The sequence below is a fragment of the Niabella drilacis genome, from assembly GCF_900101395.1.
GTDB lineage: Bacteria > Bacteroidota > Bacteroidia > Chitinophagales > Chitinophagaceae > Niabella > Niabella drilacis.
Window position 1 is genome coordinate 165,248 of the sequence record NZ_FMZO01000006.1, and the last position, 13,716, is coordinate 178,963.

Annotated in this window: 9 protein-coding genes; 7 read left to right on the plus strand and 2 right to left on the minus strand. The window is 48.4% G+C overall.

The window, feature by feature from the left end; genetic code table 11:
• Nucleotides 1–308: 308 nt before the first annotated feature.
• Together gltB and BLS44_RS12705 are read left to right on the plus strand one after the other, a co-directional pair.
• Nucleotides 309–4,823: a glutamate synthase large subunit gene (gene gltB / locus BLS44_RS12700; RefSeq protein ID WP_090390455.1), complete on the plus strand. Its 4,515-nt coding sequence runs from the start codon at nucleotides 309–311 to the stop codon at nucleotides 4,821–4,823.
• A gap of 36 nt (nucleotides 4,824–4,859) precedes the next feature.
• Entirely contained in the window at nucleotides 4,860–6,365 is a 1,506-nt protein-coding gene (locus tag BLS44_RS12705) for a glutamate synthase subunit beta (RefSeq protein WP_090390456.1), read from the plus strand.
• Between the two features lie 463 nt (nucleotides 6,366–6,828).
• Here the strand turns inward: BLS44_RS12705 and BLS44_RS12715 are convergent, their stop codons facing one another.
• Nucleotides 6,829–8,475 carry an OmpA family protein gene (locus BLS44_RS12715; protein WP_090390458.1) on the minus strand — a complete coding sequence of 549 codons (1,647 nt, stop codon included), beginning with the start codon at nucleotides 8,473–8,475 and terminating at the stop codon, nucleotides 6,829–6,831.
• Between the two features lie 200 nt (nucleotides 8,476–8,675).
• On the opposite strand from BLS44_RS12715, the gene BLS44_RS12720 reads away from it, so the two are divergent.
• Complete coding sequence (locus BLS44_RS12720; protein ID WP_090390459.1) at nucleotides 8,676–9,638, plus strand: polyprenyl synthetase family protein; 963 nt, start codon at nucleotides 8,676–8,678, stop codon at nucleotides 9,636–9,638.
• Between the two features lie 38 nt (nucleotides 9,639–9,676).
• The gene (recJ, locus tag BLS44_RS12725; protein WP_090390460.1) at nucleotides 9,677–11,371 is read left to right on the plus strand and encodes a single-stranded-DNA-specific exonuclease RecJ; all 1,695 of its coding nucleotides are present in this window, start codon (nucleotides 9,677–9,679) and stop codon (nucleotides 11,369–11,371) included.
• A gap of 36 nt (nucleotides 11,372–11,407) precedes the next feature.
• On the opposite strand, the gene BLS44_RS12730 is transcribed toward recJ, so the two are convergent.
• A complete protein-coding gene (locus BLS44_RS12730; RefSeq protein WP_090390616.1) occupies nucleotides 11,408–11,803 on the minus strand; it encodes a DUF7793 family protein in 396 nt (131 codons plus the stop codon).
• Between the two features lie 538 nt (nucleotides 11,804–12,341).
• Here BLS44_RS12730 and rpsF point away from each other — a divergent pair.
• The 3 genes from rpsF to rplI all read left to right on the plus strand — a co-directional run bounded on the left by rpsF (nucleotide 12,342) and on the right by rplI (nucleotide 13,570).
• Complete coding sequence (gene rpsF, locus BLS44_RS12735) at nucleotides 12,342–12,698, plus strand: 30S ribosomal protein S6 (RefSeq protein ID WP_090390461.1); 357 nt, start codon at nucleotides 12,342–12,344, stop codon at nucleotides 12,696–12,698.
• 3 nt (nucleotides 12,699–12,701) lie between these two features.
• Nucleotides 12,702–12,965 (plus strand): 30S ribosomal protein S18, encoded by a 264-nt coding sequence (rpsR, locus tag BLS44_RS12740; protein WP_018629905.1) that lies wholly within the window; start codon nucleotides 12,702–12,704, stop codon nucleotides 12,963–12,965.
• 158 nt (nucleotides 12,966–13,123) lie between these two features.
• Nucleotides 13,124–13,570 (plus strand): 50S ribosomal protein L9, encoded by a 447-nt coding sequence (gene rplI, locus BLS44_RS12745; protein ID WP_090390462.1) that lies wholly within the window; start codon nucleotides 13,124–13,126, stop codon nucleotides 13,568–13,570.
• Nucleotides 13,571–13,716 lie beyond the last annotated feature (146 nt).

A 13,716-nucleotide genomic window follows, 5' to 3' on the forward strand; every position in this document is an offset into this window, starting at 1 on the left:
CGGGCTGAATAAAGTGTGGAAATAAAAGTAGCTAATTAATTTTAGAAAACCGCTTTTCCAGGACCCCGTTTTGTGAAATCGGATGATGCCGGGAAGGGCAGAAAAGGGGCCGGATCACTTTTAAAGAAGATTACCTTTACATGAAAAATATCAACAAAAACAAGCATATTGTTAGATTTTTTCAATTTTTTTATCGATTCGTGTGGCTATTGTCTAAATAAGCAGATTTTTTATTAATTTACACAACTCGATTGCCCACTCTGTATTGAAAAGCCAAACTTATTTATTAAAAATCGTTATTTAAAAAAATGACAGAAAAAAAAGGATTATACGACCCTTCGTTTGAACGTGATGCGTGTGGGATCGGTTTTGTTGCCAATATCAAAGGCAATAAAAACCACCAGACCATTTCAGATGCCCTTACGGTTTTGGAAAACATGGATCACAGGGGTGCCTGTGGCTTTGAGCCCAACACGGGTGACGGTGCCGGCATTATGATTCAGATTCCGCATGAGCTTTTTTATGACGAATGTCTGCAGATGGGTATTTCCCTCCCGGCGGTTGAAGAATATGCGGTGGGCATGATCTTCTTCCCGAAGGAAGTAAAGGCCCGGGAGGAATGCCGCGACACTTTTACCCGCGCCGCAGAAAAAATGCAGATGAAGGTGATCCGCTGGCGCAATGTGCCGGTAAACCCGGAAGGTATCGGGTCTTCGGCCCTTTCAGTAGAGCCGGATATTGAGCAGGTTTTTCTTAAAAGACCCGACAACATCAAAACGGCCGAAGAGTTTGAACGCAAACTTTTTGTATTGCGCAAGTATGCTACGCACCTTACCACCAACGCTGTTAAAAAAGACCCGATCGGCTTTTATATCAGTTCGCTGTCATGCAGAACCGTTATATATAAAGGCCAGTTCACCAGCTTCCAGGTACGTACTTATTATAATGACCTTACCGACAAGCGGACGGTAAGTGCTTTTGGACTGGTACACTCCCGTTTTGCTACCAATACCTTCCCTTCCTGGCGCCTGGCCCAGCCCTTTCGCTTTATTGCGCACAACGGGGAGATCAATACCCTGCAGGGAAATCTTAACTGGCTGCGCTCCAGCGAAAACAGTTTTGAATCGCCCCTGTTTACCCGGGAAGAGATGGACATGCTCGTGCCCATTGTAAGCAACGACCAGAGTGACTCCGCCTGCCTGGACAATATGATCGAGCTGCTGGCGCTGACCGGCCGCTCGCTGCCCCATGTAATGATGATGCTGATCCCGGAAGCCTGGGACGGCAATGAAGATATGGACCCTATCAAGAAGGCCTTTTATGAATTCCACGCCTGCCTGATGGAGCCCTGGGACGGACCCGCTTCCATTTCTTTTACGGATGGAAAGATCATCGGCGCTACGCTGGACCGGAACGGGCTGCGTCCTTCCCGCTACTGTGTTACCAGCGACGGACGCGTGATCATGGCTTCTGAAACGGGGGCATTACCCGTAGACCAGAGCCTGGTGATTGAAAAAGGCCGCCTGCAGCCGGGCAAAATGTTTGTGGTGGATATGGAACAGGGCCGCATCATCAGCGATGAGGAACTGAAAAAAGAGATCTGCTCACAAAAGCCTTACGGTGACTGGCTGAACAAACATAAGATCCGCCTGAATGAACTGCCCGAACCAAGGGTGATGTTCACCAACCTGAGCGAAGACCAGATCTTCCGTTACCAGAAATCTTTTGGTTATACTTCGGAAGACGTTGAAAATATCATTACCCCCATGGCCATTACCGGTAAAGAGCCGATCGGCGCCATGGGTGTAGACACACCGCTGGCGGTATTGAGCGATCAGCCGCAGCATTTAAGCTCTTACTTTAAGCAATTATTTGCACAGGTAACCAATCCGCCTATCGATCCCATCCGGGAACGGATGGTCATGTCCCTGGCCACTTTTGTGGGAGATAATGGAAGCCTTTTGATCGAAGACGAAATGGACTGTCATGTAGTAGCCTTAAAGCAGCCCGTACTTACCAATTTTGAGCTGGAAACCCTGCGCAGCATTGATACCGGCACTTTCCAGGCCAAAACGCTTCAGTGCTATTTCCGGGCCGACGGAAAGCCCGGTTCCCTGGGAAAAGGACTGGACCGTATCTGCGCGTATGCAGAAGATGCGGTGAACGATGGTTTTGAGGTACTGGTACTCCAGGATCGTGCCATCGACAGCCAGCATGCCCCCATCCCTTCCCTGCTGGCCATATCCGCGGTGCATCATCACCTGATCCGGAAAGGATTGCGCGGAAAAGTGGGCATTGTTGTAGAAGCCGGCGATGTTTGGGAAGTGCATCATTTCGCCTGCCTGCTGGGATTTGGTGCTACCGCTATTAACCCCTACCTGGCTTTTTCTACCATCCACAATCTGAAAGAGACCGGGAAGATCAAAACAGCACTTTCTACAGAAGAGCTTTATAAAAACTATATAAAAGCCATAAGTGACGGGTTGCTGAAAGTGTTCTCTAAAATGGGGATCTCTACCCTGCAATCTTACCAGGGCGCGCAGATCTTTGAGATCATCGGTTTAAACCAGGCCGTGGTACGGAAATACTTTACCGGAACCACCTCCCGCATCGAGGGAATGGGACTGGACGAAATAGCAAGGGAAGCGCTGACCAAACATCATTTTGGTTTCAGCCAGAAACCCAGCCCGGTGGATCAGTTGCCAACCGGAGGCTTCTATCAATGGAAACGCAAAGGAGAAGCGCACCTCTTCAACCCGCAAACCATCCACCTGTTGCAGTATTCAACAAAAATGAATGACTACAACATCTTTAAAAAATATACAAAGCTCGTAAACGATCAGACCACAAAGGCGATCACCTTAAGAGGTTTACTGGATTTTAAACGGACCCGGAAGCCCATTTCCATTGACGAGGTGGAGCCGGCCGAAAATATTTACAAACGCTTTGCCACCGGTGCCATGAGTTTTGGCTCTATCAGCTGGGAAGCACATACCACGCTGGCCGTTGCCATGAACCGCCTGGGCGGCAAAAGCAATACCGGTGAGGGTGGTGAAGATGAAGCACGCTATACCCGCCTGGAAAACGGCGACAGCATGCGCAGCGCCATCAAACAGGTGGCCAGTGCCCGCTTTGGCGTAACCAGTCTTTACCTCACAGAGGCCGACGAATTACAGATCAAAATGGCGCAGGGCGCCAAGCCCGGCGAAGGCGGGCAGCTGCCCGGTGACAAAGTGGATGACTGGATCGGTAAGACCCGCCATGCCACACCGGGTGTGGGTCTGATCTCCCCGCCCCCGCACCATGATATCTATTCGATCGAAGACCTGGCACAGCTGATCTTTGACCTGAAAAATGCCAACCGCCATGCGCGCATCAACGTAAAACTGGTGAGCAAGGCCGGTGTAGGAACCATTGCAGCAGGGGTTACCAAGGCCAAGGCCGATGTGGTGCTCATTGCGGGTCATGATGGCGGAACCGGCGCCTCCCCCATCAGCTCCATCCGTCATGCAGGGCTGCCCTGGGAACTGGGTGTGGCGGAAGCGCAGCAAACACTGGTTAAAAACAAATTAAGAAGCCGCGTGGTATTGCAGACCGACGGCCAGATGCGGACCGGCCGCGACATTGTTATTGCGGCCATGCTGGGCGCCGAAGAATGGGGTGTAGCCACTGCTGCGCTGATCGTGGAAGGGTGTATCATGATGCGGAAATGTCATCTGAATACCTGCCCCGTTGGTGTGGCCACGCAGGATCCTGAACTCAGGAAGCGCTTTACCGGTAATCCCGATCACGTCGTGAATTTCTTCAAATTCCTTACAGAAGATATGCGGGAGGTAATGGCAGAACTGGGGTACCGGACCGTAGAGGAAATGATCGGCCAGTCGAACGACCTGAAAGTAAGGGAGGGTATCACCCACTGGAAATACAAAAACCTGGATCTGTCGCCCATCCTTTACCGCGAGCAGGAAGAAGCCGGTATCGGGCTTTACAACTCCGAGGAGCAGGATCACGGCATCCAATCCGTACTGGACTGGAAATTTGTAGCAGCGGCAAAACCAGCCATTGAAAACGGAACCGCGGTAAAAGCAGCCTTTGATATTGTGAATACCGACCGTGCGGCCGGAACCATCCTTTCACACGAGATCACTAAAAAATACCGCTCCGAAGGGCTGCCGGAAGATACCGTGCACCTGAAATTAAAAGGAACTGCCGGGCAAAGCTTTGGTGCATTCAGCAACAAAGGGATTACCCTGGAACTGGAGGGCGACGCCAATGACTACTTTGGTAAAGGCCTGAGCGGTGCCAAACTCATCACCTACCCTGATGCCAAAGCCGGTTTTGTAGCGGAAGAGAACAGCATTATTGGTAACGTGGCCTTTTATGGTGCTACCAGTGGTGAAGGTTTTATCCGCGGTAAGGCAGGCGAGCGTTTTGCCGTGCGGAACTCGGGGGCAACTGTTGTGGTAGAAGGTGTTGGTGATCACGGCTGTGAATACATGACCGGGGGTAAAGCCATCATCCTGGGAAATACCGGCCGGAACTTTGCCGCCGGAATGAGTGGTGGTATCGCTTATGTATATGATGCCAGTCAGAAATTCGCCGACAATTGCAATAAGGAAATGGTGGAACTGGACCCGGTGAATGATGCAGATGCGCAATTCCTGAACCAGTATATCACCAAACACTACCAGTATACCAGCAGCCCGGTGGCCCGCTTCATCCTTGATGATTTTGAAAACCAGCTGAAGAACTTTGTAAAAGTATTTCCCTCCGAATACAAGAAAGTATTACTGGCAAAAGAAGAACAAAAACAATTGGCATAAATCAGCAATTAGCAATCAGAAATTAGAAATTAACAAATGGGTAAACCAACAGGATTTTTAGAGTTTGCGAGAGCAACTCCCCAAAAGAAAACAGTAGAAGAGCGCGTTCAGCACTATAAAGAGTTCGTGGAACTATTTCCGGAAGACCAATTGAATAACCAGGCCGCAAGGTGCATGGACTGCGGCGTTCCGTTTTGTCACAGCGGTTGCCCGCTGGGTAATGTGATCCCCGAATTTAATGACGCTATTTACCGCAAAGAGTACAAGGAAGCATACGACATCCTGACTTCCACCAATAACTTCCCCGAATTTACGGGGAGGATCTGCCCGGCCCCCTGCGAATCTGCCTGTGTGCTGGGTATTAACCAGCCCCCCGTGGCGATTGAAGAGATCGAAAAGCATATCATTGAGATCGCTTTTGAACGGGGCTTTGTTTCCAGGAAAGCGCCCAATATCCGCACCGGAAAAAAAGTAGCTGTTGTGGGCAGTGGTCCATCAGGACTGGCGGCCGCCGCGCAGCTCAACTATGCCGGTCATAACGTAACCGTTTTTGAACGGGATGAAAAGCCCGGTGGCCTGCTCCGTTATGGTATCCCTGACTTTAAACTGGAAAAATGGGTAGTAGACCGCCGCATCGAAGTAATGCAGGAAGAAGGCGTGGAATTCCGTTGTCATGCCAATGTAGGCAAGAACATCAGCATCCACGACCTGCTGCGGAACTACGACGCCGTAGTATTATGCGGAGGCAGCACCGTTCCCCGCAACCTGCCGATACCGGGAAGGGAATTCAAAGGCGTTCATTTTGCGATGGACTTCCTGAAACAGAATAACAAACGGGTAGACGGAAAAGACTTCCTGGCGCATAAGGATATCGAAAGTAATATCTTAACAGAAGAAGTGCTGGCCACCGGAAAAAATGTAGTGGTGATTGGTGGCGGAGACACAGGAAGCGACTGTGTAGGTACCAGCAACCGGCATCAGGCAGCCTCTGTAACACAGTTTGAGTTACTGCCCATGCCGCCGAAAGAGCGCACGGAAGCCATGCCCTGGCCCTCCTATCCCATGTTGCTGAAAACGACCACCAGCCACGAAGAAGGCGCCAACCGGCACTGGTCTATTGCCACCAGGGAATTCAGGGGCGATGAAAACGGCAACCTGAAATCGCTTGTAGTGGTAGACCTGGAATGGAAGACCCCCGAGCCGGGGAAGCCTGCCCAGTTTACGGAAGTTCCCGGTTCTGAGCGGGAGATGCCCTGCGAGCTGGCATTGCTGGCGATGGGATTTGTACATCCGCAGCACCAGGGTTTACTGGAAGAACTGGATGTGGAACTGGACAATAGAGGCAATATAAAAGCTTCTGAGCAGGCATACAAAACCAACATTCCAAAAGTATTTGCTGCAGGCGATATGCGCAGAGGCCAGAGCCTGGTGGTATGGGCCATCAGCGAAGGACGCGAATGTGCCCGGAAGGTAGACGAGTTCCTGATGGGACATTCTATCCTGGAAGCAAAAGAGCAATCGGTCCTGATGTCTTTCGAGTAAAGGCGGGATAACAACAAACATTCAGAAAGCTGTCTCATTCAATTGAGGCAGCTTTTTTTATGCCACAGAGGCGCTGAAACGCAGCATTCAGCGCTTATTCTGAAACCACAACATACCCACTTCGGTTTTCCCGTTTTTTTCTCTCCTATGTTAGCCACTGTTCCCAACGCCCGGAATGCAAAAGGCCCGGGGACCCCGGATCAAAACAGATGAGGGGCCGGGCTGTGGGGCTTTTGCCGGAGCGAAGTTCAAAAACCTGGTGTTTCCGGCTTCAATGGTAATAGATACCATAGACGGAAATAAAAAACACAGGGCCTCTGTAGCCAAAAATAGCGTCAGATACAAAAGAGCGCTTCCTCAAAAACCGGAAAGGAGATCAAACTATCTCAGCGCCCCGGCGTACCCTTAATACAAAAACCCCTCCCAAGCGGGAGGGGTTTATATTTGTTATAGCAAAAAGTTACTATTTTTTGCGAAGATTCGGATGCGGGGGAGCAACTGTGTTCGGTCCGTCTTCACCCGGTGCAGCAGCACGGATGTCTACGGTGTTGCAATCGCCACCTTCCTGACCAGAAGAGAAGATGAAACGGTCTCCGCTGATACCTTCTTTTTCCTGTAAGTGAGTGATCACTTTATTTACGTGATCCCAGCTTAATTGCTGCTGACGTTTTGTAGCTGCGCAATAGCCTACTACAACCACTTTACAATTCGGATTTGCTCTCAGTTTAGAAGCTACAGTAGCTAAAGAAGCTGCAGCATCAGAAGAAAGTGTGTTAGAGTTTGCTTTGAAAGTTACGCTTGGTAAAGCACCCAGTAAAGCTGCACAATCATCTTTCTTTTCTGTTACACAACCTTCCGGACAAGGGCATTTACCAACGCCATCAGCGTCAACCGGCTGGCAATAAGTCGGAGTGATCAGTTCTTTATCTTTACAATCAGGAACGCCATCACCATCCGTATCGCGGCTTACACCATGAGTATCAACCGGGCAACCAGCAGGAGTTTGCTCCTGGTCAAATTGATCAGTAACACCATCACCATCAGAATCAGGAAGAACGATCTCTGGTACGCGACGCAGTTCGCCGTAAGCGTAGTTCAGCGGGTTCAGCCAGTACAGGGGCTCAACTCTTCTGGATTTGTTACCCAGGTTAAAGTTCAGACCAACAGTCAGGTAGTTAAAGAAATCTTTATCAGGGCTCAGAGAAGGCTGTTCAGCCCAACGCTGACCGTCTAACAGATCAGAAGCATTCATGTTGTAGATGATACGATCTTCAACTGCCAGGTTTACACGGGGAGACAGTCTGAAAGCAATACCAGCACCTGCTGTAGCAGAAGGAGTGATATAACCGGCAAACATTTTGCTCCATTTTACGCTTGGGTCTCTTTCAGCAGGAGACTCATAAGAATCATCCAGCAGATCTTTAGCGGCTTTGATAGCATCTTTACGATCTACGTTGTCCTGAGTTCCGGGTGCAGGGAAGCTGTATTTGCTGGAACCATTCATGGCATTCACAGATGTACGGAAAGTGTTTACACCAATACCCGCCAGGGCATAGATAGTAGCACCGGTCTGTGCTTTATAGAAACGGATGTTTCCTAAGTTAAATAATGCCTGTAAAGACAGATCCTGAGCGGTTGTTTTGTAGTTATAGTTAACAGGGGCACCTGCATAACCGGCAGCAATCCAGGGATTATCAGCCGGAGCTTTTGAATAACCAGTTGAAGGTCTCCAGTTCAGCCCTTGAGCTACACCATAAACATACTCCAGTCTTAACGACATTACATGACCTAAAGATTTGCGGATATGACCACCAAATCCAAAAGAATTGCCCATACGGGCGTTTACATCACCATTTACAGTGAACGATCCAGCTTTAATACCGAGTTCCCACATGTCTTTCGGTTTAGCGGGATAATCGCTTGTACCAACCATAAAATCATTATGCTGTTGCAGTCTTTTGCCAGAATAATAATTAGAGTCAGTAACAGAATAAGTACCGTACAGCGGATGAGGCGCTGTGTACGGATGCGAAGGGCTTACCTGGGCAAACCCTGTAGACGCAATCAGGCAGCCTAAACCTGCCAATAATGTGTACTTTTTGCTTGTCATAACTAAGGATTAAGATTTAAAAACGATTTCCTAAAATGAATAGCAAATTTAGAGCCATTTCTTAAATAAACAAATTTTTAACCAAAAAAAATAATAAATTTTTACCTCTTTCTTGTTTATTTTCAATTAAAAATGAGTGCTTTAAATCATGCTAATTTGACGGATTTAGCCTTATTTTGCCCATAATTTATGCATTGACAATGAAGCTTCCCACCTCCCTTATAAAAGTCGAATTAGAGAACTTTGAACAGCGGTTTAACGAAGCGGTCAAAAGCAATACCCCGCTTTTAGACCGCATTATGCGGTATATTGTTAAACGGAAGGGTAAACAATTACGGCCCATGTTTGTTTTCCTCTCCGCCAGGGTGTTTGGCCCCACCACCGAGGCTACCTACCGTGCCGCCTCCCTGGTGGAGATCCTCCATACCGGATCCCTGGTGCATGATGATGTTGTGGACGACTCCTTTGAACGGAGAGGTTTCTTTTCTACTTATGCCCTTTGGAAGAACAAGGCATCTGTACTCGTAGGGGATTATCTTTTTGCCACCGGCCTGCTCCTTTCGCTGGAGCACGGGGATTACCGGATGCTCCGGATTATGTCGGACGCCATTCAAAAAATGGCCGAAGGAGAGCTGCTGCAGCTGGAAAAGGCTCGCTCGCTGAATCTGAAAGAAAGCATTTACTACGAAATTATCAGGAACAAAACAGCCTCTCTCCTGGCCTCAGCCTGCAGTGCAGGCGCCTGGTCGGTAACTGAAAATGAAGAAGCTACGGAAAAGGCCCGGCTTTTTGGCGAAAAAACAGGGATCGCCTTCCAGATCAAGGACGACCTCTTTGACTACGCCAGCGAGGACGTGGGAAAGCCGACGGGCAACGATATTAAAGAAAAAAAAATGACGCTGCCCCTGATCTATACACTTAATAATACAGACAGGGATACCCGGCAAAAAATCATTAATATTGTAAAAAATAATAATAACGACAGGCAGAAGGTACAGTGGGTGCTGAATGTTGTAAAGGAAACCGGCGGGATCCGCTACGCCCAGGAAAAAATGTACGCCTACAAGGACGAGGCCTTGGAGATCCTGGCAACCTGCCCTGCCAATGAATACCGCCAGGGCCTGATAGACCTTGTTAACTATGTAACCGAAAGAAAATACTAAAAATACCCGCCGGAACTGATGGCGCCCCCCTTACTGTTATGAATAAGCGTTGGAACATACTGCAACCCGACAAGGATGAGGTCTCCTCATTGCAGAGCGATCTGAAGATCAATCAGGTCCTTTGCAAGATCCTGGTGCAGCGCGGCATCCGGACCTTTGAAACAGCAAAAGAGTTCTTCCGTCCGCAGGTTAGCCAGCTCCACAATCCCTGGCTTATGAAGGATATGGAAAAAGCGGCAGACCGCATATTAAGGGCGTTCCGGGACCATGAAAAAATACTGGTTTTTGGCGACTATGATGTAGACGGCACTACCTCAGTAGCCATGATGTACCGTTTTTTAAAAACACAGCATGAAAAAGCAGACTTTTATATCCCGCACCGGTACCGGGAAGGCTATGGTGTCAGCAAGGCGGGCATCGACTTTGCAAAAGAAAACGGGTTCTCACTGATCATTGCCCTGGATTGCGGCATAAAATCAATCGACCTGGTCCATTATGCCAATACCCTCCAGATTGATTTTGTGATCTGTGATCACCACCTGCCGGACGAAGTAATCCCGGACGCTGTGGCGGTGCTCAATCCCAAACAGCGGGATTGTGCCTATCCCTACAAAGAACTTTGCGGTTGCGGTGTGGGTTATAAACTTATAACGGCGCTCTGCGAAAAATTGGGTTTGCCGGAAACCTTCCCCCACCAGTACCTGGACCTGGTTGCCACCGCTATAGCGGCGGACATTGTACCCATTACAGGCGAAAACAGGATCCTGGCCTTTTACGGGTTGCAGCGGGTAAACCAGGCCCCCAACCCCGGTATCCGGGCCCTGGCCTTCCTGAGCGGCACCCAGCTTCCCATGCATATACACAACCTGGTTTTCATGATCGCCCCCCGGGTAAACGCGGCAGGAAGGATGGATGATGCCCGGAAAGCGGTTCAGCTCTTTGTCGCCCCGTCTTATGAAGAGGCGCTTACCTATGCAGAGCTGCTGCATAATGATAACAGTGATCGCAAGGAGGCCGACGCCAGCATAACAGAGGAAGCGTTGCAGATCATCCTGGAAAATACGGCCTGGAGCACCCGCAAATCAACCGTTGTTTACCGGCCGCACTGGCATAAGGGAGTAGTAGGCATTGTGGCCTCCAGGCTCATCGAGCATCACTACCGCCCTACCGTGGTTTTAACAGAGAACGGCGACTTTGCTACCGGCAGTGCCCGGAGTATCCCCGGGTTCAATCTGTATGAAGCCATTCACGCATGCAGGGAATTCCTGGTCGGTTATGGAGGACATTTTGCCGCTGCGGGCCTTACGCTGAACAAAGAAAATATCGAACTGTTCCGGGAAAAATTTGAAGAAGTAGTAGCAGCCCGTATCCCGGAGGAGCTGTTGATACCCGAGATCCTGATTGATGCGGAAATTTCCTTTGCAGACATTACCCCTGCCCTTTTTAAAATTATCCGGCAAATGGAACCCTTTGGCCCCGGGAATATGACCCCGGTCTTTATAGCACGCAATGTAACCGACACCGGCTTCAGCCGGATCGTTAAGGAACAGCATTTGCGTTTTGTAGTGCAGCAAAATGGCGTACAATTTACCGGCATTGGCTTTAATATGGCAGCGAGGTTTTCCATTATTGAAAGTCGCCGCCCCTTTGATATGGTTTTTAAAGTGGATGAAAACGAGTGGCAGGGCAAGAAAAGCCTGCAACTGAGGGTGGAAGATATAAGACCTGCATAGTTCCATAATTTTCAGCACCTGCAGTCCGGATGAATGCTATAAAAACTGCTTCAGCCATTGCTTTGCTTCCCGGTCGTTGACAAAGCTTTTAACTGGTATGGGCGATGGCTTTAACCGGAATACGAGCTTCAAGATCAGCTGAGCAAGTCCCGGTTCCGAAATGATGGCCATTGCCTTATAATTTACCGGCAACATTTCTGCAGAAAGCCTCCTGGTTGCCTTATCCGGTATGGGTGATTTTGTAATATAAATCAACACGGGCACTCTTGCTCCGCCTGTTAGCCCCTTTACAAAATTTACATTATCCGATATATTCTCCACGGTACGTTTCACCGCTTTTGAAAAAGACACCAATATCCCCTCCTCAAACCAATAAGTAGCTATTTGTCCGTCAAATACAGGCCAGCCTGAGGGAATATTAATATTATGCATTTTCTGTAACAGTTTTGACAGCATAAAAATACTACGCTTCCTGCAACCTTCAGTCCCCGAAGTCCCTTTTGCTGTACTTAAAAAATGCTGCATACGCCGTTGGTTACAAGATCCGGGGCCAGGAACCCCATATTTTCTAACCTCCCATTATGGCACGGATCGACATTGCTACCCCGCAGCGATGCGAGATATTCTGTAGAAAAACCTACAGTTTTTGCAAAATAAGTAAGGAATTAAGGCAGGAGCGCGGGCAATTGAATAAGACATTTTATACTGCTGGTTTCGAATAATTCATAAACAATTCATATTCAATCTATAAAATCGATCCTACGGAGGCGGAAATTCTTTGCAGCAACAGGGAAAACAAGGGCGGCGCAAGGCGGGCAGACGGGTAGGGAGCCCGTCCTATAGCAGTACCCCCAAAATAAACCGCAGGTTCTGCAGCCTGCAGCCTTCAGAAATGAGAAAATCCCTATCTTTGCAGCCCCTTAGGGCAACCTAAGGCTTATTTAATTATTTTTTAAAAACAAATTGGGTAATGAACAATTATGAATTGATGGTGATTTTTACCCCGGTTTTAAGTGAAGATGAGTTTAAAGCTGCTCAGAAGAAATTTGCCGGTATGGTAACTGAAGCAGGTGGCTCTATCGTACACGAAAACCCCTGGGGACTGAAATCACTGGCGTATCCGATCCAGAAAAAAACTACAGGCTTGTACTGGGTACTGGAATATACTGCGCCATCCGACTTCAATGAGAAGCTGAAAATACAGCTTCTGCGTGATGAAGCAGTGCTTCGTCATCTCTGCACTAAACTCGATAAATTCGCCGTTGAGTATAATGCAAAAAAGAACAGTGGCGTTAAAACAGGAACCGAAAAAGCAGTGGAGGCTTAAGTTATGGCAAAGAATGAAATCAAATACCTGACCGCCATTAAAACCGACAAGCGTGTTAAGAAGTTTTGTCGCTTTAAAAAATATGGCATCCGCTACGTAGATTATAAAGACGTAGAGTTCCTGAAAAAGTTCCTGAACGAGCAGGGTAAATTACTGCCCCGCCGCTTAACCGGAAACAGCCTGAAGTTTCAGCGCCGGGTTTCCGACGCGGTGAAAAAAGCCCGCCAGATGGCTTTGTTACCTTATGTAACCGATCTTTTAAAATAGGCAATGCGCAATAGGGAATCGTGAACAGACCATTCCCTATTGCCTGTTCACTTTAAATTAGTAACCATCCCTAATGGCGCTGCTGCGCCAGACAGTCACAATCACCGATTGGGCTCCGGGAGCTAAAACCCGCCTGCGGTTTGCAGGCAAACAATATCATGGAAATAATTCTGATCCAGGATGTGGACAATCTGGGCGCTGCCAACGAAGTTGTGAGCGTTAAGAACGGATATGCCCGTAACTACCTGATCCCCCGTAAATTAGCTGTTGAAAACAACAACAGCAACAAAAAGCAGCTGGAAGAGCGCCTGAAACAGGCCCGCAAGAAAGAAGAAGCGATGCTGGCAGAGATCAACAGCGTTATTGCAAAACTGAATGCGGCACCTTTAAAACTGGGCGCTAAAACAGGAACCAGCGGCAAGATCTTCGGAAGTGTTACCAACCTGCAGCTGAGCCGGGCTATCCGCGAGCAAAAAGGTTATGAAATTGACCGTAAGAAGATCCACATTACTGAAGATATCAAAGAACTGGGAACTTATAAAGCTACGATCGATTTTGGCGGCGGACACAGCACCGAAGTTGAATTTGAAGTGGTTGCCGAGTAATACCATCCTTTTACCATTTTCAAAAACACACCCCTGGTGTGTTTTTTTTGTTATTTCCTTTAAAAAAAATTGGGCAGCCAAGAAATTAGCCTATATTTGATATAGATTACAGTGTTCTTTCAGTAAAAAAGTTTCGGAATATTTTT

Excerpts from the sequence above, each read along its gene's own strand:
- gltB (WP_090390455.1), top strand. The coding sequence starts at position 309 with ATGACAGAAAAAAAAGGATTATACGACCCTTCGTTTGAACGTGATGCG.
- BLS44_RS12705 (WP_090390456.1), top strand. The coding sequence starts at position 4,860 with ATGGGTAAACCAACAGGATTTTTAGAGTTTGCGAGAGCAACTCCCCAA.
- BLS44_RS12715 (WP_090390458.1), bottom strand. The coding sequence starts at position 8,475 with ATGACAAGCAAAAAGTACACATTATTGGCAGGTTTAGGCTGCCTGATT.
- BLS44_RS12720 (WP_090390459.1), top strand. The coding sequence starts at position 8,676 with ATGAAGCTTCCCACCTCCCTTATAAAAGTCGAATTAGAGAACTTTGAA.
- recJ (WP_090390460.1), top strand. The coding sequence starts at position 9,677 with ATGAATAAGCGTTGGAACATACTGCAACCCGACAAGGATGAGGTCTCC.
- BLS44_RS12730 (WP_090390616.1), bottom strand. The coding sequence starts at position 11,803 with ATGCATAATATTAATATTCCCTCAGGCTGGCCTGTATTTGACGGACAA.
- rpsF (WP_090390461.1), top strand. The coding sequence starts at position 12,342 with ATGAACAATTATGAATTGATGGTGATTTTTACCCCGGTTTTAAGTGAA.
- rpsR (WP_018629905.1), top strand. The coding sequence starts at position 12,702 with ATGGCAAAGAATGAAATCAAATACCTGACCGCCATTAAAACCGACAAG.
- rplI (WP_090390462.1), top strand. The coding sequence starts at position 13,124 with ATGGAAATAATTCTGATCCAGGATGTGGACAATCTGGGCGCTGCCAAC.